Source organism: Photobacterium chitinilyticum, from assembly GCF_004104355.1.
In the GTDB taxonomy this organism is placed as follows: domain Bacteria; phylum Pseudomonadota; class Gammaproteobacteria; order Enterobacterales; family Vibrionaceae; genus Photobacterium; species Photobacterium chitinilyticum.
Genome location: NZ_RJLM01000024.1, coordinates 1 through 22,490, shown reverse-complemented (window position 1 = coordinate 22,490; position 22,490 = coordinate 1). Strand labels below are relative to the sequence as shown.

Annotated in this window: 20 protein-coding genes and 1 pseudogene; 10 read left to right on the top strand and 11 right to left on the bottom strand. The window is 41.9% G+C overall.

Features of this window, described 5'->3' with window-relative positions; genetic code table 11:
• Window positions 1–166: 166 nt before the first annotated feature.
• From EDI28_RS24855 to EDI28_RS24835, 5 genes are all read right to left on the bottom strand, one after another.
• Window positions 167–373, bottom strand: a complete 207-nt coding sequence (locus tag EDI28_RS24855) for a hypothetical protein (RefSeq protein WP_128786553.1) — start codon at window positions 371–373, stop codon at window positions 167–169.
• Window positions 364–948 carry a hypothetical protein gene (locus EDI28_RS24850; RefSeq protein WP_128786552.1) on the bottom strand — a complete coding sequence of 195 codons (585 nt, stop codon included), beginning with the start codon at window positions 946–948 and terminating at the stop codon, window positions 364–366. The genes EDI28_RS24855 and EDI28_RS24850 overlap by 10 nt, the downstream gene beginning before the upstream one ends.
• Before the next feature lie 9 nt (window positions 949–957).
• Window positions 958–1,560, bottom strand: coding sequence for a hypothetical protein (locus tag EDI28_RS24845; RefSeq protein ID WP_128786551.1), 603 nt, complete (start codon window positions 1,558–1,560; stop codon window positions 958–960).
• A gap of 8 nt (window positions 1,561–1,568) precedes the next feature.
• Window positions 1,569–2,237: a tyrosine-type recombinase/integrase gene (locus tag EDI28_RS24840; protein WP_128786550.1), complete on the bottom strand. Its 669-nt coding sequence runs from the start codon at window positions 2,235–2,237 to the stop codon at window positions 1,569–1,571.
• A gap of 247 nt (window positions 2,238–2,484) precedes the next feature.
• Entirely contained in the window at window positions 2,485–3,327 is an 843-nt protein-coding gene (locus EDI28_RS24835) for an SRPBCC family protein (RefSeq protein WP_128786549.1), read from the bottom strand.
• A 320-nt stretch (window positions 3,328–3,647) separates the two neighbouring features.
• Here EDI28_RS24835 and EDI28_RS24830 point away from each other — a divergent pair, with 320 nt between their 5' ends.
• Together EDI28_RS24830 and EDI28_RS24825 are read left to right on the top strand one after the other, a co-directional pair.
• Window positions 3,648–4,055, top strand: coding sequence for a LexA family protein (locus EDI28_RS24830; RefSeq protein ID WP_128786548.1), 408 nt, complete (start codon window positions 3,648–3,650; stop codon window positions 4,053–4,055).
• Entirely contained in the window at window positions 4,043–5,299 is a 1,257-nt protein-coding gene (locus EDI28_RS24825) for a Y-family DNA polymerase (RefSeq protein WP_128786547.1), read from the top strand. The genes EDI28_RS24830 and EDI28_RS24825 overlap by 13 nt, the downstream gene beginning before the upstream one ends.
• Window positions 5,300–5,679: 380 nt before the next feature.
• Here EDI28_RS24825 and EDI28_RS24820 read toward each other — a convergent pair whose 3' ends face one another.
• The 5 genes from EDI28_RS24820 to EDI28_RS24800 all read right to left on the bottom strand — a co-directional run bounded on the left by EDI28_RS24820 (window position 5,680) and on the right by EDI28_RS24800 (window position 13,770).
• Window positions 5,680–6,972 (bottom strand): HEPN/Toprim-associated domain-containing protein, encoded by a 1,293-nt coding sequence (locus EDI28_RS24820; RefSeq protein ID WP_128786546.1) that lies wholly within the window; start codon window positions 6,970–6,972, stop codon window positions 5,680–5,682.
• An 85-nt stretch (window positions 6,973–7,057) separates the two neighbouring features.
• On the bottom strand, window positions 7,058–7,969 hold the full coding sequence (locus EDI28_RS24815) for a hypothetical protein (protein ID WP_128786545.1): 912 nt from the start codon (window positions 7,967–7,969) through the stop codon (window positions 7,058–7,060).
• 351 nt (window positions 7,970–8,320) lie between these two features.
• Window positions 8,321–9,793 carry a group II intron reverse transcriptase/maturase gene (gene ltrA, locus EDI28_RS24810; protein WP_128786544.1) on the bottom strand — a complete coding sequence of 491 codons (1,473 nt, stop codon included), beginning with the start codon at window positions 9,791–9,793 and terminating at the stop codon, window positions 8,321–8,323.
• A gap of 1,013 nt (window positions 9,794–10,806) precedes the next feature.
• The gene (locus EDI28_RS24805) at window positions 10,807–12,999 is read right to left on the bottom strand and encodes an AAA family ATPase (RefSeq protein WP_128786543.1); all 2,193 of its coding nucleotides are present in this window, start codon (window positions 12,997–12,999) and stop codon (window positions 10,807–10,809) included.
• A 402-nt stretch (window positions 13,000–13,401) separates the two neighbouring features.
• Entirely contained in the window at window positions 13,402–13,770 is a 369-nt protein-coding gene (locus EDI28_RS24800; RefSeq protein WP_128786542.1) for a RidA family protein, read from the bottom strand.
• Window positions 13,771–14,934: 1,164 nt separating this feature from the next.
• Between EDI28_RS24800 and EDI28_RS24795 the strand changes: the two genes are divergently transcribed.
• The 4 genes from EDI28_RS24795 (at window position 14,935) to EDI28_RS24780 (ending at window position 17,630) form a co-directional block, all read left to right on the top strand.
• Window positions 14,935–15,126, top strand: a complete 192-nt coding sequence (locus EDI28_RS24795; protein ID WP_128786541.1) for a hypothetical protein — start codon at window positions 14,935–14,937, stop codon at window positions 15,124–15,126.
• 363 nt (window positions 15,127–15,489) lie between these two features.
• The gene (locus EDI28_RS24790; RefSeq protein WP_128786540.1) at window positions 15,490–16,068 is read left to right on the top strand and encodes a DUF2913 family protein; all 579 of its coding nucleotides are present in this window, start codon (window positions 15,490–15,492) and stop codon (window positions 16,066–16,068) included.
• 869 nt (window positions 16,069–16,937) lie between these two features.
• A complete protein-coding gene (locus EDI28_RS24785) occupies window positions 16,938–17,243 on the top strand; it encodes a type II toxin-antitoxin system RelE/ParE family toxin (protein WP_128786539.1) in 306 nt (101 codons plus the stop codon).
• An 87-nt stretch (window positions 17,244–17,330) separates the two neighbouring features.
• Window positions 17,331–17,630: a HigA family addiction module antitoxin gene (locus tag EDI28_RS24780; RefSeq protein ID WP_128786538.1), complete on the top strand. Its 300-nt coding sequence runs from the start codon at window positions 17,331–17,333 to the stop codon at window positions 17,628–17,630.
• A gap of 154 nt (window positions 17,631–17,784) precedes the next feature.
• Here EDI28_RS24780 and EDI28_RS24775 read toward each other — a convergent pair whose 3' ends face one another.
• Window positions 17,785–18,699, bottom strand: coding sequence for a hypothetical protein (locus EDI28_RS24775; protein ID WP_128786537.1), 915 nt, complete (start codon window positions 18,697–18,699; stop codon window positions 17,785–17,787).
• 267 nt (window positions 18,700–18,966) lie between these two features.
• Between EDI28_RS24775 and EDI28_RS24770 the strand changes: the two genes are divergently transcribed.
• The 4 genes and pseudogenes from EDI28_RS24770 to EDI28_RS24755 all read left to right on the top strand — a co-directional run.
• Entirely contained in the window at window positions 18,967–19,326 is a 360-nt protein-coding gene (locus EDI28_RS24770; RefSeq protein WP_233353503.1) for a hypothetical protein, read from the top strand.
• 615 nt (window positions 19,327–19,941) lie between these two features.
• Window positions 19,942–21,198 carry a ParA family protein gene (locus tag EDI28_RS24765; RefSeq protein ID WP_128786536.1) on the top strand — a complete coding sequence of 419 codons (1,257 nt, stop codon included), beginning with the start codon at window positions 19,942–19,944 and terminating at the stop codon, window positions 21,196–21,198.
• 12 nt (window positions 21,199–21,210) lie between these two features.
• The gene (locus tag EDI28_RS24760) at window positions 21,211–22,242 is read left to right on the top strand and encodes a ParB family protein (protein WP_128786535.1); all 1,032 of its coding nucleotides are present in this window, start codon (window positions 21,211–21,213) and stop codon (window positions 22,240–22,242) included.
• Window positions 22,243–22,409: 167 nt separating this feature from the next.
• Window positions 22,410–22,490 (top strand): annotated as a pseudogene (locus EDI28_RS24755) (IS6 family transposase); the annotation flags it as partial.

Below are 22,490 nucleotides of genomic sequence, written 5' to 3'. Positions count from 1 at the left end.
ATCTTCAATATATAGGGATATCACCATTTTCTCACCTTGTTTTTCTGTTAACCAAGCCCTAACAAATTGCTACCAAAACCATTGGGCTGTGCTCCCATCCATGCGAATAAAGCCGCCACAAGGCCAACAATTATAATTGTTCGCATCTTCCAATCATCCAGTCACGTTACTTATCAAGAAACCTATCGAGTTCAAAACGTTTATCTTCCCAAAGTGGCAACCTCATTTCAGCTTGTCTGGCTTTCGTTTTTGAGCCAGAGTTTAGCTCTTGCTTTAAACTCAATATGGTCGCATCCACCAATTCAGAATAATTGGTGAGTTCTTCCGGTGTTAAATTTTCAAGAGATTTTTTACTGTTATGATTTAACGACACTTTCCAACCATCCTTTTCGTTTCTTTATCTGACTCTGGCATAGTTACCAGCCACACATCATGCATATCCTTCAATCCAGCAGTGCCGTTTTTAATCATCGCTCTAAGCAAGGCAAAACGTCGATTTCCTTCCAATAGATGAAATGGTTCAAGCATAGGTCCATCATGCCCTGGATACCGAAAATCTAGGATTGGATGGTTATGACTGGAAGCATTTTTAGCAACAATAATGGGAACAGGATATGTACCGTGTTCCATCATATAATCACAAAACTCAGGGGCATTGTGACGCCCTGAACCTAACCACCAATTACCTTTTGGGAATAGCTTAGATTCGTCGTATTCGTAGTGCCTGATACTCTCTATTTCAGCATTAGTCATCTCTACTAAATGAAACTGCCACTCTGATATGCCTGGTAAAATATTTAGTGCCGAAATGACATCACCATCGCCTTTACCATGTCGGTAAACCCATTGTCTTAAGACATCTTCAGGGAAATTACTCAATTCTTCAGGCAACATACCCTGAAATTCTTCGAAGCTTGTGTCTTCGTTCACTACAGGAAACTGAACCATTTTCCGTCCTTACTTTTGTAGTTGGTCAGCGGAATATAGTGACTCAGCCATACAAGAAACGAACGCACTATCCTCTGACAGTGTTCGACCGGAAGCAAATAACAGAATCTCTCTTACTTCCTGAACATACTCTGTACCATATTGATCTAGGAGTGATTTTTCAGTATCTGACCAAATTAAGAATGTTTTATTTGCAAGCTTGTGTTTATGGAGAGGAGCAATTAGAGAACTAAAAATCTCTTCAGCTCTTATCTGTTTATAAGCACACCATTGCGCTTGAATGTCGAGAACCCCTTCATCAAGATAAAGCTTACAAGCTAAAGTGCATGGGACGGCAGGGTTAAGATCTGTATGTTGTTCAATTTCAACTTTACCAACATTGTTTAGATTCATGCCGCTAAGTAACTCATTGAAATCGGGACAGGACGAATCATGACTAAGAATAAACTTGCCACCGACGGCATGTAATATGCGATTTAATTGGGTAGTAAAGTATTTCCTAGATACCTCATTAGCCAAATCCATCACATCATATAGTTCTTTATGAACACCATTCTTACTTAAAGAAATATCACCAAAGAAAAAGTCTTTTTTTACTTTTTGACCAATCATCTCGTTCCTTACCCTTTTGGGAATTTAACTCTGTTATAGACCGTTTTAAATACTGCCTCTAGGTCTCGCTCAGTCGGTTTGACTTTTTTTGAAAGTGTCGCCTTGCTTCTTATGCCCGAAACCGCCTGTAGGTCACTATAGCCGCAGCCTGCTTCATACATTGCTTTAACCCACGAATCACGAAAGGTTGTAGGTGTAACCCCCTGTAGAGAAGTCTTTGCAACCATCTTTCTAAATTTGTCATTCATTGATCTTGGCTGGTAATCACTACCGCCTTTGACTCTTGGCGACATTGCGTAACCTTCACCACTATCATTTAGAAAGAAAGGACTTTCAGGCTTTCGTTGTCTATACGTGTGTAAGTTACTACGCTGAAATTTATGCTTAACAACCCAATCCATATAAGGTTCTAGGAACATAAGCAGATGATCTTCTGTGCGCAATTCACGAGCAATGCCGTTATAAGCAATTGACGCTGGTAACGTCCAGATGCGGTAGAAAACGCCATGTTTACCCATTACATCCTCAAGGCTTAGCAAACTCATTTCTGACATAGTTAAACCCCAGAGCAAAGCAGACATTATTAAGCAGCAGTCTCTTTTTCCATTTGGCGGTGCTGAGTTCTGATTCACAAGCTCCTGAACATCGTCAGTTTCAAGAATTTTAACTCTTGGCACTTTTTAGCCTCTATGTCACAACGTAAATTATTTACTCTATGTGACATATTACACTGCACGCATATCGGTGTCACAAGTTTAATTATTGGTCGATTGTGACATTATTTAGTCATTTTTTTTGCTAATTTGGTGTGATCAAGCCTTATGTCAACGAGCGATATGGGAATGTTGACATAAGGCTTGGTACATAAGGGGGAAGCATGCAAACGCGTTGTTGTCGGATAGGCGACACCTGTTACACTAGTACTTACACGTAAATAGGCCGATACCGATGCTTTAACTCTTCTATTGTCGTACCGAGCACACTAGCGCATTCAGCGAAATCTAAAGGTGGGCAAGCCGATAGAAGTGATTTTGCATCTGACTTATCGGGCAGTTCAAATCTCAACATGCCTCCATATCTTTTGCGATTTTGTTTACTCACAAACTCGCCGCTAATGTCAGGAAATGCAATCAAAAAGCAACTAATCTCTATAAGAAGCTGATCTGTAAGAAGTAGGGTCTGTTCCGTTAGGTCAATCAACTTACATAGCTTTTCTCGACCAAGAGCATTAATCAGTTGTTCAGTATTTAAACCTATTCCCATAAGCCCATTTAATTGCGGTGCTACACTACGTTTTTCATTAGTTAGTAACTGCCACTGTTGTACAACATTGTGAAAGTTCCTAAATAAAGTATCGATGTACTCGATACGGATCCACTTATGTTCTTCCAAGTTGTTCAAAGAAATTTGATCTGCAAGGAAGGATAAATCAACAGGATTGAATTGAGGGATAATCGGCGTACTTGCTAACGGAGGTATTGCTAGTGCTCGCTGAATAGGGTGCGACTGTATTTTTCCGTAATAATTAGTTTTAATTGCCATTAAAGAACTACGTATTTGATTCGCTGATAACAGCGTTTGATTAAGAACTTTGATTTTATGGATGTCAGCTTTTACATCCTCTGAATAACGGATAGCATAGAATGAAGTTTTTAGCCCTACAAACGCTGAAATTCCTAATGTTCCGATTGGGAAAATATAATCTTTAAATACATTCGACTTTAGTCCGTTGATAGCTTCTACTACCAAATCCACATCACTAGACACCTTTATTCCTCTATCTTTGGTTACCGCGATCCTATCGACACAATACGGGCATGAGAAAAAATAAGTCAAATTATGCGCTAGTGAACTGAGACGTCAATCCGTTGAAGCATGAAAAGTGAAGTGGCAAATTATTGTTAGCACACCAGATAGAAGTGACGGTGCAATGTCACCGCTACCTGGCTTCCGTTTTAGCATGCTAAAAAATGTGCGCTTTGTTGGCCACGGCCCCCTTGTTAACAGTCGTATTTCTGCCTCATATAGTTTGCCTCTGTACGTTGATCGGGTAAACTCAACTGTATATTTGTACAGTTGAGTTGATTATGAAAGTGATCCCCCTCGCGGCCAGTGCCGGTATCACAGGCTTTGAAAGCCCCGCGGCAGACTATACCCAGCTGCCTTTGTCTCTCGATGAACTCTTGATTGAGCATCCCAGTGCGACTTTCGTCGGTCGTGCCTGCGGTGACTCCATGACTGGAGTCGGTATATTCGATCAAGATTTGCTAATCGTTGATCGTCACGTCAAGCTGCAGAACCAAGATGTCATTGTGGCCAATATAAATGGCGAGTTTGTCTGCAAAATTCTCGATACCGACCGCCGACTGCTGTTATCAGCCAACCAGGCATATCAGCCCGTACCCATTATGGAGTTCGATCAGTTTTCTGTTGAAGGGGTTGTGATCCGCTCCGTTCGCTTTCACCGCTTAAGCCCGGTCCTATGTTCGCCCTAGTTGATGCAAATGCGTATTATTGCAGTGCTGAGCAGGTATTTAGGCCTGATTGGCGCGGGCGGGGTATGGTAGTGCTGTCGAACAATGACGGCTGTATCGTGGCGGCCAACAGGCAAGCCAGAGAAGCGGGAGTGGTGAAGTTCAAGCCCTATTTTGAAATGCGGGCCTTGTGCGAAGCCAAAGGGATCATTGTCTGTTCGTCAAACTATGAACTGTATGGTGACTTGTCGGCAAAGATGATGGAAGTGATCGGCCGCTTTGCACCCGAACAGCACATCTACAGTATTGACGAATCCTTTCTCTCTTTCAGGCGTTGCGAGGCAGCGATCCCTGATCTTACCCAACATGGCCATATCCTTCGCCGTGCCGTGTGGCGTGAATGCCGGTTGCCGGTGTGTGTCGGCATGGGGGAAACCCTAACTCTGGCCAAAGTAGCTAATCATGCTGCAAAGAAGATCCAAGGTTATAACGGTGTCTGTGTTATCGATAATCACCAGGTCAGGAGCCAGGTACTGGCCAAGATGCAGACAGGGGATGTGTGGGGGATCGGACGTCGGTTGGCCAAACGGCTGGAATATATGGGGTTCAACACCGCTCTGCAGCTGGCACAGATGAAGCCTGCCCTGGCACGAAAAAACTTTAATGTGGAAGTCGAGCGCACCGTACGCGAGCTCAACGGGGAGATCTGCAAGATGTGGGATCAGGCCAGGGCTGATAAACAGCAGATCTTTTCTACGCGCAGTGTCGGGGAGCGGATCACCGGAAGGGAGCCGCTTCGACAAGCCTTGAGCAAGCATGCCGCCATTGCTGCAGAGAAATTGCGTCACCAGGGCTCGTTATGCCGAGTCATGTTGGCCTTTGCTGCCAGCTCCCCTTTCGATGATCAACCTGTCAGTTACAGACAGGTACACCGCTTTGCCTATCCTACTGATGATACAACACGAATCACGGATGTCGTGTCCGATCTCATCAATACGCTGTTTGCTGAAAACGTACGTTATTACAAGGTCGGGATAGGTTTGATTGATTTGGTTGATGGACATTTTTTTCAGCAAGATATGTTTGATGATCATCCATCTAATCCAGCTTTGATGAAGATGGTTGATGATCTGAATCATCGTTATGGCAGCAATACAATGTTCCTTGCGGCTCAGGGAACCGAACAAAAATGGGCTATGCGAAGAAAATTGCTAACCCCGCAATATACTACCCAATGGGATGATATACCCCGGATCAAATGTTGATGCGTATCTGGTCATAACAACTTTTAACATTGTATATGGAATTGCTGTACTGCAATTGTTGCTTCCGGCTGACATAAGCGTTAACTACTTATCAGATTGTTAGCGCTTTTTTTGCACCATAAATTGACATAAAAATGAACCATAAGATTACACAACATCACTCAGTAGAAGTTACGTACCTGTCATCTGTAAGATTCTTTCTTACAGCTAGCCTTCAATGCATCACCTTGCAAACGAATGAGTGTAAGGCTCCTATCTAGCACATGTAAATCCCAATTCATTTCTGGACAAAAATCGTTTAGTTATATTACTCTAAACGATTCCCGTCAGATTAGATAAAGTACTTTGAAACTTTAAATGCTTGTATTAACAGCTTGCGTTCAAACTACTTGAGTTACCAATCCTGATTGTTGGATCAGTGTATCAATTAGCTTTGAGAGCTTGGATACATCATAACTACCATTTAATAGCATTTCGTCAGTTTGTGCGTAAAAATGCTTTGAATAGGATTCTTTGTAATCTAATGCCCCATGCCATGCATTGATGTCTTTTTTGAAATTACTCCATGTGATCTGAGGTGCTGGATATTGTTTCAAACGAAGATCTAGATAGCATTCAATTGCAACAGCTCGTCCATTGATATTAGAAACATTTTCACCTTCAGGGCCGACAGTTTTAAACTCAGTAAACTCCTCAAGTTCAGGTAGGAGCATTGCTCCCATATTCGCAGGAAGATTTAGTTTTTTAAGCTTGTAAAAAGCGTCAACTCCCTCTGCATCATTATCAAAAACGAACAATACTTGGTTAAGAACATCTATTCTTAAAAGACCTTCAGCAAACTTTACAAGATTTCCAGTCCCCCAGAACGGATGACGCTCTTCTACATCCACAAAATTGAAAAAATCAGCCACATCTGGCCGTAAAACATCTATGCCTCGCCTAAGAATACGAGCATCAGATGTACCCTCGGTTGCAATTAGAATTTTTTGTTTTTTAAGTACTCCACCTCGAAATTCATCACGTTGAACCCAACCAGCATGGACAATGGGGCCAAACTCCCAAGTAACTTCGATCTTATGGTTTTCTTCATTGATTGCGAAAATCTGAAGCATTGATTCAGCACTTAGAATACAAACTTTTTCTGAAAAATAGCTAGCCTCTGACCAATATAAGTCAGAACCGCCACACCAAGGGAGGCGGTCAAATTCATCCAAGTCTGCCGCAAGCCTCCCCTGAGAAACAATGTCTCGATCTGGTGTATCGTACTCTACATATTCACTATTCAGATCGGCTAATGGATAACGACACACCAAATCACAGAATTCTTCAAACGTAAGATATTTCTTTTTTGATTCTTCAACTTCAGGAAAGATTGAAACCTCTTCGGCTTCAGCAATAAGGTACTCGTATTCAATACGCGCACGCTCCAATGTATAGCCAAGTAAGTTAAGACGAGGTATAACACGCGATAACGTCCTAACAAACGTCTCCTCAAACTCCTCAAGTTCCTGTTGCTCTTCTGGATGCTCTTCGTAATACTCGTAATCTATTGCTTCAGATTTTCTACGAGTTAAGTCACTGTCTTGGAATAGAAAACCATAGTCTCTACCCATATGGTTTTTAGCATATGACAGGGACACGTTTCCAAGGCGTAGCTCTATCGAAGTTCCCATTATTGTACCTTCTAATATAAAAATATATCGTCTTGAATAATTTGAGATGGCGTCGCTGCTGCCTAGCGCTCTCTTAAAATGTTTATTATGTGCGTGGTTGGGGCGGAATAGGCACTAAAGACAGTTTCCCTGGAACTGCCGCGTAAGACTCAATGTCTATTTTATAGTTAATTAAACCTTGCGCCTCGACTGCGGCAGCCGCATATAATTCATCCGCATCAGGGCTTGTTGGGAGCGGGTTGTGTACAAGGAAATTATCAATGACCGAATTATGATACCTAGCCGCCCATTCATACTTGGCCCTCACACTTGGAATACCACAATACTCACTTAAACCTGCAACTACAGTTTCCTTATGCTTTTTGAAAACTTCAAAATAAATACCACCTTCAGGAAAGGCAACAAAAGCACCTTGCAAGTAATTAATGAAAACTGAGCCATCAGTATCTTGGAGCAAATCATAACTCTGTGGTGCCCAATCAGGGTCAGAGTAGAAACCTAAATGACGACGTAAAACCTGAACAGCGGTAGGAGCTAGTGAGACCTTAGGCGCACCACCATTTTTATCTTGCTTAACAGCTTCGATCAAAGCATCACCGAAGACAATCTCATCATCCATGTAGTGTTGACCAAATGCGATTCCACCTCGAACGAGGAAGCCCTCCATAGCAAGCCCCAACTGAAACTCAGAAAACACGTCAAAAATGTGTCCCAGCTCACCTTCACCTTGAGTTTGTTCAAAACTCGTTACGGGATAGCCTACAACAATATTGTCAGTGAATATTTTAATTTCAAAAAGATTGCGTTCACTAAATGTTCTAGACCGTTCTCGAACTCGCTCGTATGCGTTGTTCAAAGCTGTACGGATTCTGTTTAAAAACTCATTGCTTGAATCAGACTTAATCGCATTTTCACATAGTTGCGAATAGCCAAGCATATCTACGTGACACACAAATGACGGCTTTAAAGCTGGCGGACTACTTTCATATAAGCTCATGTTTTCTTCTTTTCTCCATAGCGCATAACTCTTTCTACACGGCGCATAGCTGCATTTCATGGGTATATGATGCGGTCTTTCCTTTTAGGCTTCAACATAAAATCAGTAGGTTAGGTAAAAGTTAATGGGTTAAATTGCTCTGTTTGGCATAATTTCAATTTTTGCTGAATTTGGATAACTTTTAGTTGGGCAAACGCACGGGCAATAAATAGAAAAGAATAGTTGCCCTAAACGATTTCGGTCGGATAGGCGACACTCGTTACCAAGTGCCGCCCTCCTAAGAACCGTACGTGCAACTTTCACTGCATACGGCTCAAGCCTCCACTAAGGCGTATTACGTTACCCAGCAACCTAAATAGCAGTTAAAGCAGGATCAAACCAAGCGTGACGGCTTTCCTTTTTCGGTTTCCTCTTAGCCAAGTAATCTTGGTATTGAGGATCGAACGGTGTTGCTGCATTCCTGATTTTCACATGCCTTTTAATTGGCGTTTTAGCGATTTGAACCAAATTGTAGTGACAGTCCATATTGGCAATTTTCTGCCAACCATGAAATTGCCAGCCACCGCTACGATTCATGTAGTATTTACGCCTAACCCAGTCTTTTGATTTGGTTGGGTGACGTCTAACAGACCATCGCCACAATAACCAAAAGATTTTATGACCTAGATAGCCAAAAGTACGCTTTGCCACACAGTGACGATAGTAATTCGCCCAACCTTTCAGTTTTGGATTCAACAATCTGATGAGATCATTGACCGTCATGGTTGCGTGCTTCTTGATGAGTTCACGTAGGTTACTCAAGAATGATAGTACGTTGCTCTTACTCGGTTTAATGAGTAGTTTTCCTTTGTACTTCCTTAGGTTGAAACCAAGGAAATCAAAGCCATCATTGATATGAGTTATGTGCGTTTTCTCTTCAGAGAGCGTTAAGCCTCTTTCTTTTAGAAAATCAATAAGTAGTGGCTTAACTTCGTTTGTAAGGACTTCTTCCGATGTCCCTGTTATCACGAAGTCATCAGCATAACCAATGAAATTAACTCTATCGCCAGTTTTCCTAGCCACTTCCTTTACAAGCTTTTCTAAGCCTGCAAGAGTCAATAGCATAAGAGTTGGGGAGATAATACCGCCTTGCGGTGTACCTTCCGATGTACGATAGAACAAGCCTTTATCGATGAAGCCAGAGTTAAGCCATTGCTTCAGCATCCGTTTGTCTAATTGGATATTTTCAATTAGCCATTCGTGCCCGATCTTATCAAAGCAAGCCTTAATATCACCCTCCAAAACCCAGCGACCTGAACGCTTTAGACACAAGCATTTGAAGCATTGTGCAATAGCATCAGCTGTACTGCGATTAGGGCGAAAACCGTAGCTGTTTGGATCGGCTAACGTTTCAGAAATAGGTTCCAACGCAAGAAGATATAGCGCTTGTTGCGCCCTATCTATCATACATGGGATCCCTAGTGGTCTGAGTTTGCCGTTCTTCTTCGGGATATAAATGCGTCTGAGTGGTTCAGCTCGATAACCTTTCCGACTCAATTGATTTACCGCGGCTATTCGACGTGCATCTGTGTTCCAGATGACCCCGTCAATTCCAGGTGTGGTACTGCCTTTATTTTGGGACACTCGTTTAACGGCAAGAAGTTTTGCTGCTCTGGAGTGTGTTAAAATCCACTGCAAAGCTTTAACTTTACTGTGTTTTCCCTCTCGGGTTGCTTTTGCAATGCGCATTTGAAGCTTTAAAACATGCGATTCAATGGCTTTCCAGTCAATGGATTGCCATTGTGTGCCGCTAGGAGAGGCACTAACTTCAGATGAAGTCATCATTTGCTTTTCCCCCTAAATAAAGTTCTTCAAATCATCTTGCAACGGGAGACCAGTTAGAAGTCAGCTCGCTTTCGCGCCAGATACAAACCTGTATCCGCCTCATTACAAGGCGGCTTTCGCTTTCTCTAACCTCCTTTACCTGCATACCTATCGGTGACCTTCGCAGACCACTTTCCATAGGGAGATATTCAGGCTTACCCTGTTCCGTATGTCGCGTAAATGTCAGGTTAGATGCCCACTCTAGTGCGGAGAGCACAACGATCACGAAAGGGCACTGCCCAACTCCTTTCCGACTCTCATTGCCATTTTGGCCACAGCGTATTAACCACTTCCGCTGCTTCATCGTATAACGCACCTTAAATGGATTCACATACGTTCATCATACTGACACCCTAGCACTTACCCGAATTGTGGTTTTCAGGAGGAACGTCCTCTCACGATTCAGTTCCCACTCAACCTAACGGCCGAGTTTCGTTACATTGTCGGATTCGCTGCTTTATTCAGAATCCTAGGGTCATCTGGTGATACAGATGGTTCACTCTTATCGTGGTGAACAACGCTTCATACGACCTCAGGTCGCACGGGCAGATTCGTGTTAGCAAATCTCCGCTGGCACGCCTCTGGGTCAAGATGTGTGTTAGAGCATGGTATTTATCGGATAACCTCAGGGGCTCTTCTCTGGTATGGCAACTATTGATTCATCATTGGGCACATTTAGATTACTTAGAAAGGTTTATCAATCATAAGTTTACAAGTAACAGTATTCATATTACTATCTCAAGTGTTACCACTTAGGTAATTCTCCAGCCTACTGAACCAAAGTAGCTTATTACATTGTGTGATGAGGCTGTCTGTGGCAAGCACAGGCACAACGTGGAGAGATTGCCCATGAAAGTTGTAGAAGTATGTGAGTACACTCGCTTTCGTCTAGGCAAGCTTGAGACTGTGTGTAAGCACCGTCGCTCGCTTCCTAGACGCTAAGTCATGAATACCTCGGTGGTAACAACTTCATCTTATTGCATCATGCATTCATAATGCGCCACATCATTACTCTCTACAAAAACACTCTTAAATCTGTCCAGATAGATCTGTGGTTGTACATCCATCATGAACCCAATATTGGTTGGGTCTGAGTGAGATTCACGATTGATATAACGATAAAAAGACTTGAAACCTTGATTCGGTTCGTTTTCGGCCAATTTGTTGAGAATGTCACTGAGTTGGTCTTTTTTGTGGACGAACCCAAAGTAATACTCAAGTATATTTCGCATTACATTCGGTAAGATCACAGGATCAGTCTTCGAATTAACTACATCTTTCAAAATATGCCATAAAGACTGATAGTCATTTTTCAGCTCTTTCGGTTCCAAAGTTGATATTTGAGAATACTCATTCTTGCTAACTAGATAGAGGCCGTACTTAGCTTGAAATTTCTCTTGATTTCGAGGGGCTAGTTTCAAAAGTTCATGGTAGAAAAATAGACTATGAGTAAGAATAACTACTTTTTTGAATCTATTGCCTTTGATTATCTTTGATTGAATTAGTGAAGCTATGTCATAGATGTAATTTTGCGACAGGCTAGAAATTGGGTCATCAATCACAATAAGCTTTTCAGAGTCAGGTACTTCACTGTCTTTGCTCATGCTCCCGTTACACTTTTCAATATAATATAAGAACGTGATTAGCGTTTTTTCTCCTTCACTTAGTGATTTAAATATTCCTTCACCTGAATTAGCTCCACGACTTAACATGAAAAAGTTGTTGTTTTCATGGGCGTTTGATTTAACTATCTCAAAACCTGTCACACCTAAATATTTTAGGTTGTCGTTTATTCTGTCTATCGTTTCATCTATGTTGGATGTCTGTGAGCGAAGATCATTAATTTTATTTCTGACAGTTTGGCCAATTGCTTTTATTCGGCTTAGACGTGCATCAAGAGCTGCAATTTCTTTACGGATTTTGTCATTGGCTTGTTCCTCTAACGATAAGATGTCTTGAGACTGATGCTTGAGTGCTTTCCACATTCTTGTTTCGATGTTGCCTTTAGTCTCACGAAACTTATTTGTTCTTGCTTCAATAGCTGAAACTGTTTCATTAAGTTGACTGGTTAATCCATTGATAGGAGCTAATCGTTTATCAGTGCTACCTAGCTCAACGCTAATAGCGGGGTTTTTGACCTTAGAAGAAATGATAGCTAGATTGTTAAGGAATTCGCTCTCCAGAAGCTCAATAAGTGGTAATGCATCATGCTGCACGGGATCATAAACAGAACAACCTGTGAAGGCTGCTTTAAGCTCTTCAATGTAAGTTTCAATGCCGTCTTTGTAGGTTGATTCTATTCTTACAATCTTATCCAGATTCCCCTCGTATGTCTTATCAAACAGTTTCATCAATTCTTGTTGAAATGAGTCATCAATTGTATTTTTTTGACAGAAAGGGCATCTCGTCTGCCCATCATTGAGGTACAAGTCTTTACCAAGTTTCACCCAACCTTGATTATCTAATTCACTTATAAAATCTGAAAGTTGACTGCTAGAAGAACCGATTATTGGTTGAGAAAGTAACACAATATCTTCATCAGAAATTGTCGGATAATGGGGAAGATAGACTTTGGATGGCGGTTTACCATCATATTTATTCAGCTCTTGTAACTCCTTTGCCAGAGCTTCAATAGATACACCTTCAGTTTCTGTCTGCTTTTTGACCTGCTCATAAAATTTAAGTTTTGGCGTTTTAAAGCCTGTCAAAAATGGCTCAAGAGCTGTTCCTTGTATTTTTTCCTTTTTCTTATAAATTTCTTTAACTGCCTTTGCGTTTTCTTCTTTTATACGATTATTTGCCTTTGCAAGTTCAGCGTCTGTAGTTCGATAAGCTGTAGCTAGCTTTTCTCTAAGTTTGGACTTGTTCGATATTTTTCGTTCTATATCTGCATTGTCTTTACTTAAAGTAAACACACCAGCTTGCTCATGATTTTTAACGAAATTTTCTTCCACAAAAGCTTGATTGTAAACAATAGGCGTATAGTTACCATCAATAACCAGTGAGCAGCTAGGATAGGCCACCTGATCGTACAGAAAATTTGAAATTGTTGACTTTCCAGTACCATTTAATCCGAAAATGAAAGTGTTATTTTTTGATATGTCAATACGTTGTGCTTCGGTAGGGTGATAACTTGTAACACCTTTTATATTAATAGAATTGGTCATGTGCCACTCCGACAAGTAAACTGAGTTCATATTACTTGAAAAGACTCTTCAATATGCTGATTTCGATAACAAAATTTCAAGTCAGAAGCAGGTCAGTGTGTTTGGTAACACGAGCAAGAAACTCTCTCAAAATGAGCCAGCCTCTCTTTCAGAAATGCATCGCGATACATATTGTGTAACAAGATTTTTTGCTCGGTATTGGGAGTTACCAAACGTCAGAACATGGTCGTCTGATATAATCAAAAGTATGGCAAAACGGCTGGTGTGATCTGATACTGAGTAAATATGTTAACTCGTATTGGGGCAGATATGAGGTAGTCACGCCAGCTAGCTCTGTACTGGACAAAAGTGAGCATGACAGGGATACAACCATGCTCTTAGTATGCCCATATTAATTTAAATTTATTTACCTATATACGCTATACCATCGATCTGCACATGCAACCCATCTTTTCCACCTTTATGAGCGAATTCTGTTGAAATAGTTTTTCTTGCGGGATAACCATTTTTAAACCGTTCTTTGATTACTTTCTCTAGCAGTGGAATTTCCCAAACATCCCTGAAAAGCACATCTATTTTAACGACATGGTCAAGTGTGAGCCCCTCCATTTGTAACTTCCTTTCCATATCATCAAATGCCCCGTTTATCTGCTCTTCTACCGTTTTTCCAACATTCCCAACACAGTAACCAAGATACATAATATCTCCAGCTACAACATAGCCTGAATGTGCCCATTCCTCATTTACGTCACCACGCTTAATGCCTAGCATGCTCATACTCCTCTAAATCAACTGAGACGGGCCGTAGCATAATCCTGTGTGATAGTAAATTCCGTGATCACTGTATAAAAAAACAGTAATATTGGTGTGGAAAGATATCTCTTAATGCATTGTTTCCACGCTTAATTTAATCCTCAGTTGCGTAGGTATGCAAATGTGAGTCAGACGTAGTTTGTTGCGCAATGCGCGATATTGGGAGTTTCCGAGCATCACCAACTGAAAGCCTGATATAAAGAAAAATAAGGCAAATCTGCTGGCGCGATCGGCTACTGAGTAATTACGTTAACGCGAAAAGGGGCAGATCTGAGCTGGAATAAACAGCTCAATCAACACGCTAGAACTGCCCATCAGAAAAGAAATGTTATTGCCTAACGAAATTAAATGACTATGTCAGCTTATACTGCAATTTATGTCATGAATTAGGGAAAATAAGGCTTATGGTGCAAACTACAGCAATTAGCCAATGTTCGATTCCAAGATGAGTGACGGGATTCGAGCAATACGAGCCGGTGCGAGTCTTCATTGAATCCGGGGACTCGTCCGGCAAGCGCAGCGCGTCAGCAATTTTTCACGAAATCCGTCTCGCTTAACATAATAGGCATAATGACTACCAAGATATTTCATAACGGCTTTGTGCCTTGCGTTCTGAACCCATTAAAAAAAATTAAATTTTCCTTCTTCCTTAGATCTTTTTTGTAAATACACATTGAGTAAATTCTGACGGCATTTTGTGCCCCAGCTTCCTTGCTAGATGATTTTTACACAAGGAGATTGAAAATGAATATGTTTGACCTATCTGAATTCTTAGCTGTGGTCTCGGTAATTACAGGGTTAATTAATGCGATTGGCTTTTTGATTAAGGCTTACAAATCTTAGCTCTTAAAGGTCGCCAATTGGCAGCCTTTTTTGTACTGATTATAGGGGGGCTGCTCCCCTACAAAGTTGGATTTGTTGTTTTACGGGTAGCAAGGTGTTTTTTCTGTTTGCAAGCAAGTCACCAAGCCAGCTTGGTTGCTTGATACCAAGCAGGAAAGAGATCTTGGTTTCACTTCCTAGTAGTTACACGTTCAAGCCTGTTCACTACTGATTCGACTCGAAAATATATAAGCGTATGATTGCGTATTGTTTAATTATCTAAAATCAGGAGTGATTCTAATGATTGGGTGGAAAATTGTTTGTTGTTTTTGGGATGAAACTAAAACTGAAGAAGTAGAAGTTGTATGTGAGGTAGTTGGTTATCCTAACTTTGAAGATGGTCGTGTTTGGGTTCCTGTGTATCACGGCAAAGTGATAAAAATGGCGGAGTTTACGATCGATGCTGATATTAAGGTTATAGAACGCCGCTAACCGAACTCTGCAAGGTCGCCTACAGGCGGCCTTTCTTGGCTCTGGCCGTTACATGATCACGCTCGTTCGTGGCCGATTCAACATAACAACCACATAACGCACCACGCCGATCCCTTTCGTTCAAAATGCCTGTCAAACTTCCCGAAAGATCATCTTTTCCAAGCCTGGATCATCTGTTTTATTTGTAGCTAATTTGTTAACAAAAATCCGGTTCTTATTTGCGGTGGTTTTTGATGCGAAAGTGCCAAAAGTACAACTTTTCTCCTGTTCACGTTGTTTCTAATTATGCTGGGTTGATTTTCATGGGGGATACCCTCATATACAGTACATCTTTCTGTTTCTTCATTGCGAGCATTGCCTGTTTTGTCTAAAGCGCTTTATCATCAGCTTCTGTCTGAGGTCATTGAAAATAGTTTGCTGCACCTATACAACCAGGTATCGCTCAGTGATCGGTTCGTTCCTCTCGAAAAACGTAATGCCCTCTTGTGCAAATATCTTAAGCCGAAAATTAAACAGCCCTGCTACAAGCCAATTAAAGGTGAGATTAAGCGCATGGTCTTAGCCGGCCAGGGTATAGACGGTGATCTGGAGGCGAAGCTCAACGAACTGAACATCATGGCATTAGAGCATCAGTCCAGGACCAATGATGCCCAGCGCTTGTATGATTTACTCAATATCTTGTTAAAGGAGCATGGATTTGATTCGAGGTTGTTTGATGAGTCGGCCAAGGCCGAAACCGAGGTCATTTATGTCTTGCAGGACCACCTGGTCAACTGCTTTGAGGCCAACGGCAAACAGGTCGCGCCAGTATCCTTGCTGATAGAGTCAGAACGGTCAGAAAGTTTGATTGATTACATTAATGAATCACAACTCTTCCTGGCTGAGTTAAAAGAAACCAATGTATCAACCTGTCAGAGGCATATCCTTTTACATCCGGTGTGATCGTGCTCTCCTGCTATTATTGTGTTACGCACGATAGGAGCAAGGCCGCCCACTGGCGACCTTTCATATTTGAAACCTCTAAACGTCCCCATTATTGTGAGGGTGTTTTATGGCTTTTGATTTTTTCTGACACACTCCCAAGCCAGTATCCAGCTAGGAATATAGGTGTCATGAGTGAAATGAGTCCATCTAGATCTGTTATAGATACCGTCATACTGTTTCTCTTAATTAGCTGATTGGCTAACAGTGCTATACTATTAAGTCTGCTACAGACCACGCACAGCTTCCAATCTTGCGTTGGGTTTCACTTGAACTAGCAAGGGGGCCTATTCCCTTGCTAATTCTCCTCTGTTATCAGCTGTTTGCTGACTTTTTATGTTCTATCTAGTGACGAACGAATGAGTGCTTAACCATTCGTCTTTAAGAAGCATACCTTGAGAGGTAAAAAGAGCAGCAACATAAGTTTATTTATTTTTTTGTGCTTATAGTGCCCCTTCCTCAAACTTTCTGGGGGGGGGCAAACGCCATACCAAAGAACCCGCCAAAGTTACGTAGGAGTGTTCCGTTCTAGGCATTAGTTGTAGCACTTCACTTTGGGTGGCACACCAACACAAACGTGTTGATGTGTTCTATAAAATCACGGAACGAGTGATTCTGTGAGAGGGCTATTCGCAGAAATAAATTGACACCTGTAACGTTACGGGTTACTATTTGTGTGTTGCAAATGACTGCCCTATGTGATGCACCTCATGAATGAGTAAATAAATTCAATAGCTTGGCATGTATTATTTGATAACAAAAAAATAATCAAAGGATAAGCACATGAATTTATTAAGAGTATTGCGCATTCACATTTGGGAGAATTTACGTTGGCAATTAAAAGTTTTACACATAAAGGGCTTAAAAATTTCTTTTACAAGGGTAATTCGAAAGGTTTAAATGCCAATCATATCCAAAAAATTGGATTTGTATTAGATGCAATTGATGCCTCGCACCATCCGATAGATCTCAAGGCACTATATGGAGGTCAGTTTTCAGAAAAGAAAGGTTCGGGTGAAGGGGTTTACAGTATTGAAATTAACGGCAATTGGCGAATAACGTTTCAAATCAAAGATGATGGTGCAGTATTGCTCGATTATGTTGATTACCATGGTAAACAAATAAAAGCCCGTTAGTTTTATTACATAATATAAAAGCCACTGATTCTTAACGGTCAGTGGCATGATTCTCTTCCTGTTATGGCTGAGAATTTGGGAGATGAAATGAGACAGACTAGAAAACCTTCACATCCGGGTGAATTTTTCAAATTCACGATTTTAGATGAAAGAGGGATATCTATAACGTCAGCAGCGAAGCACTTGGGTGTAACCCGAAAGGCTTTGAGTGAGTTTGTTAACGGGAAAGCGAAATGTTCTCATGCTATGGCTAGGCGTCTAGCTGAAGCAACAGGTACCGGTGTGGCTATTTGGATTAGTATGCAGGCCAAACTTGATACTTGGGAGGCTGAGAATATGGAAAAACCTGTAAACATTACAGCTCTTCCTAATGTTCGCGTTGCTTGATGTATTGGGTTTTGTATTTTCGTACATAACCCCCGTAAACTGAATTCTCAAAGGTCGCGAATAGCGGCCTTTTTCATATCTGTCTTGTCGGTGGTCGAGTAGACAGAATTTCCCCCTGCATGAACCTACCTGCTGCAAGGGGAGAGATTGACTATTATTTGCTTTCTAGTTCTTTGAGGTAGTTAATGAACTGCTCGTTTTCGTCCGGTTTAGATATGACGCGTCGGAGACCCCGGAGGTTCGCTGGCCGCAGAAACTGTATTGCAATCTGGAGCGCCTGCTCGCATCGTTCCAGCAAGATAGGTATGTCATTGGCTTGTTTGCTCATCGTGCGGAGTTGTGACAGCGGCATCTTTAGAATGTCGAAATTGTCAATTTCCTCGATATTTCTCTTGGCCTGTTTGATGAAAAGCTCTTGGAGGTCGTTCTCGAGATAAAGGGCGGGCAAACCGTTGATGGTACCACTGGACTCCCTAACCCAGCATGCCTCCTCCCAGGTCATCCCCGGGTTTGTTGCCTGGCGCTGTTCGATTTCCCACTTATTGGTAAGCTTGCGGTTAACCATTATATGAGGGGAGCGGTTTCTTTTCATGTCGGTCAGAGATTTCATCACTGCTGTATTGGCAAAGCGAGTAGTTAGAGTTCTAAGGTGAGCGTTGGCCCATTTTGCTCCCCCTGGAGCATCAAGCATGGTATCTAAGGCATCCATCCATTGTCTGGTTAAGCCTTTTGCCTGGAGAATGACAGCCTTATATTCTTCGCCATTCGCGAAATCGCGAAAATCTTTGGTCATTGTTTCAAACTCGACCTCGAAAAGGTCTTTTCCACATTTGTGACCAATATTTATTTCTTTTCCATCACTCAAACGAACCAGGTATCCTTTGCCGTGTGCGGTATGGCAACTGCTTAATGAGCACGAGATCGGCTTTCCTTCAAATTTATAGTAGCCTGAAATGCTCAGCAACTTGGCGTCATTTGGCGTGTGGTTAGACATGTAGTTCGGTCTGCTTTCCACTTCTTCCCATGACTTCAGCTTGGTAATACCTGTATCCGTTCTGATTACAATCATATGCTTTCCTATATCATTAAAAGTTAACTCTATTTTATCCTGTATGAGAGCCTGTTTAATAGACTGGGTTGGTATCTTTTATGACCAATCTGAGTGGGAATGGTGCCCTTCCAGCAAGCAACTACGTCTAGTGTCGATTATCAACTGATGACGTATAACATATAGAGAAGGACGCTATCCAAAATGTGCGCTTAATCGTATCAATACGAATAAGGATAGATATATAATTTACTTCTTAAACGTATGGGTACGAATAAGGAGTGAATTGTGACAAGTATTCGAATTAGTGCTCAGCAGAAAAATGCCATGCTGACTATACACTTTATCGAGATGAACCATGGCTTACATATGCCGGTTAATACTAGTTATTTGCGTAAGAAAGTGGAGCTTTCCCTTTGCAAAGAACTCTCTCGGAATCACTTTTTAGTGTCGTTGAGAACTTTGGCTGAAAATGGTTACCTGGTTTATCAGCCTAATACAGAAAAAGCACTCAATGTTAATGCCAGAGAAAACGAAAGTATGTGGCAGTTAACCAGAACAGGCCGACAGTATGCGGAAACATTAAATTCAGCTCGACTCAGGCCAAAGCGATCTTATAACAGGCGAAAAGTATTAAAAAGGAAATGACCAGGGAGCCAGTTACCTACTAATCGCCCTGGCCACTGGCAGATCGAATGGAGTGATAGCCTTTTACGCAATGCTTATTACATCTTAACTTATCGATAAATGGCTTGGGACGTAAACGTCGTCTAGTAAAAACAAGGGGGTTGTTCGCCAAACAAACTTTAATTTTTTATCAATTGATGTTCTTTTCAAGGTAACTAACCCAAGGCAAGTTTGCGATACCCAATTTTCTATGCTCCCCTGAGAGTTGGCTCATCTCTTGTTTCTAAGTAAACCCACCTACTCCGCTCCCTATGTTATATCCGTGTTTGATTTTAAATTTCTGAATTATCAAATTATATGAGGACAAATTAGCCTCCAATCGATTTGTCTAGTGAAATTATATCGCAAATATTTACAACACAGCATTCTCCCCCTAATAGGATGAAAGGCTTCTCGGTCTTTGTTTAACAGTCCCTGTTTTGGTTCCGGTTTGCAGTATGTGTTTCATGGCATTTCAATAGTTAAAGCCACTTGTCACAAAAATTGAAAGGTGAAACGATATTGATATTTTTTTGTTGCAATCATTTCACTTGTTGATTATTATGATATTAAATTAATATCAGGGATAATAAAAAAATGACAGAAGTGGAACGCCTTAAACAAATTGCATCGAATATGCAGCAGGAGCAATTGAGCCGAAAGGAACTCATTGCACAGCAAACTTCCGTGTCAGTGTCCGATGATGAAGTCGACGGTATGGATCGCCTGGTCTACAACCATTGCCTTAATAAAAAAGCATTCCGTGAATTTACTCGGCTTGCTCCTGTCACTTTTCAGAATCGTGTGCAGCAAGCGATTGATGATGGTGTTATCCCTGAGCCTATCTACCAGAATAAGCAGCATTTATATACCCGAACGCATATCCATACCCTATTGGATCATTGGGAAATGCCTACCTACAGGGATAACTACGAGCCTCGTGTTGTTGCAGTGGAAAACCAGAAAGGCGGGACAGGTAAATCCACAACTAGCGCATTGATGGCAGTTGCTGCCGCGCTTGATTTAGACACAAATGCTCGTGTGTTGTTAATTGACTTAGACCCGCAGGGAACACTTGGACAAGGGATGATTAGTGGCCAAGTGGATGAAGATTCCATTTACCTAACTACCGTCGATATCATCCTTGGAAAATTTGAATCGGAAGGGGAGTACGCCTCGCTGAGAAATGCCGGATACACTGACCGCGACATCATCCTCAACGCTACATTCAACACACATCTTCCCAACTTGGATGTCATGCCTGCTTTCTCGACCGACGAGCGCTTTCATGATCTTTTCTGGCAGGCTGAAAGTGAAGAAGTAAAGGTACAGATGATCAATAGGTTAGCTACGGAGGTGATCCCTGTCTTGAAAGAGCAGTATGATCTTATCATTATCGATACCCCACCGCAGGAATCCCCGTTGATTTGGGTGGCTAATGAGGCATTGGAGTTTTTGCTTATCACTATGTCCCCAAGGGAATATGATTACGCTTCAACAACTAACTATCTCCTAACAACCAGCACTCGTTTTTCATCATTGCCTTCTGAGGGCAAGAACCTTCTATGGAGCCGGGTGCTAGTCGTTAATCATGACGAAAAGAGTAAACCCGAACGCGATACCATCGATAAACTAAGCCGTACAGTCCAAGACCGGTTATTGTCATCCTACATTGTGCATTCTGAGTTGATTGTTGCCGCATCTTCATTGAACCGAACCGCATTAGATGTGGCCAAGGCGGAGAAACGTGTCTCGGCTAGAAAATATGATGAAACTAATCATTCAGTTAACGCGGTCTACCGCCAAGTTATCCGTGAAATCAAAGCTAACTCCACCAAGCAAGTCAACAGTTGATAGGGTGCTTAGATGAATAAATTTGGACGACAAACAACAAAAGCAGACTTGCTTGGTGGGAATAAAGCGGGCTTTGGTCAAGTGACACAATCGAATAAGCTTGGGTCGAGCGCCCAGCTTGCAGGGGCCCCAAAGACTAAGCTATTTACGCTGGAGTCTGGCAAGGTTGCCGCGACATACCATGTCATTCCCGCTGCGGAGATTGAAACCAAAACCCGAGCCCATAAGCTAAATCCACGCAACCAGAAAGCACTGTGTTTGGATGCCGTGAGAAAGGTTATCGATGATATCCGAGAGAACGGCATCGATACGGACTGTGTGGGGATATGGTCTGACGATAATACAACCATCGAGATCATTGAGGGTAGCGTTCGTCGTTGGTGTGGTATCGAAACGGAGCAGCCCTACCCTGTCTGGGTGCTTCCGGTTGGCAGTGCGACCAAGAAAGATATCCGCCGGTTGATATCCAGTGCAGTTATGCAGAAGGCTCATTCATACCGAGAGCGTGGCCGTGCAATGATGCTTGAAGCAACAGAGCTTGAAGACAATGCGAAAGAGATGAAAGTTAACGAACTCGCTGACTTGCTAGATATGGGGCGGGAAACGGTTAGAAAACTACTGCAAGCTTATAAGGTTTCCGAGGTGTTTATTGATGCTTTTCCAGACTGCGAAGGGATCCCTAACTCATTTTACGCGATCCTCTCGCGCATCGAGAAAACATTGACCAAGCACTTCCGTAGGCCATCCGTGTTTGTCGACGAAGCAATAAAAGAGGTGAATTTTGAAAGTGATTCTTCGGTAGAAGAACGCCAAGTTCAGTTGCTTAAAACCATGGAACATCTTGAAGCTAAAATCAAAGGCAGTTCTGGTAAATCCCAGTGGGATACCGTTGATATTGTTACATTTGATAGCAAGGATAAAAAAGTTCGTAAGTCGACTAATTCTGATGGACGTATGGTGAAATTCGAGTTTAATCGAATTGAAAAAGACCTCATTGATGAGATAGAAGCCATCATAAAAAGCCGTTATGCAGAAAAAGCTTAAGTCGGTAAATCCCCCCTTGATTATCAAAAACAAGGGGGTTGTTCGCCAGAGCTGAGATGAGAAACAAGGGAGTGTTCCTCTATTATGTATGTAAATTGAAGGCTTTGTTGCAAATAATTCAGCCTGGGCTCAGAATCGCTTCTTTCCTCATTTCATCCAGCGACTCAATGACCAACCCCGAATTTAAATGGAAACACTTTGCTCCTGAAATCATTCTCTGGTGCCTTCGTTGGTATGGTTCGACCCCA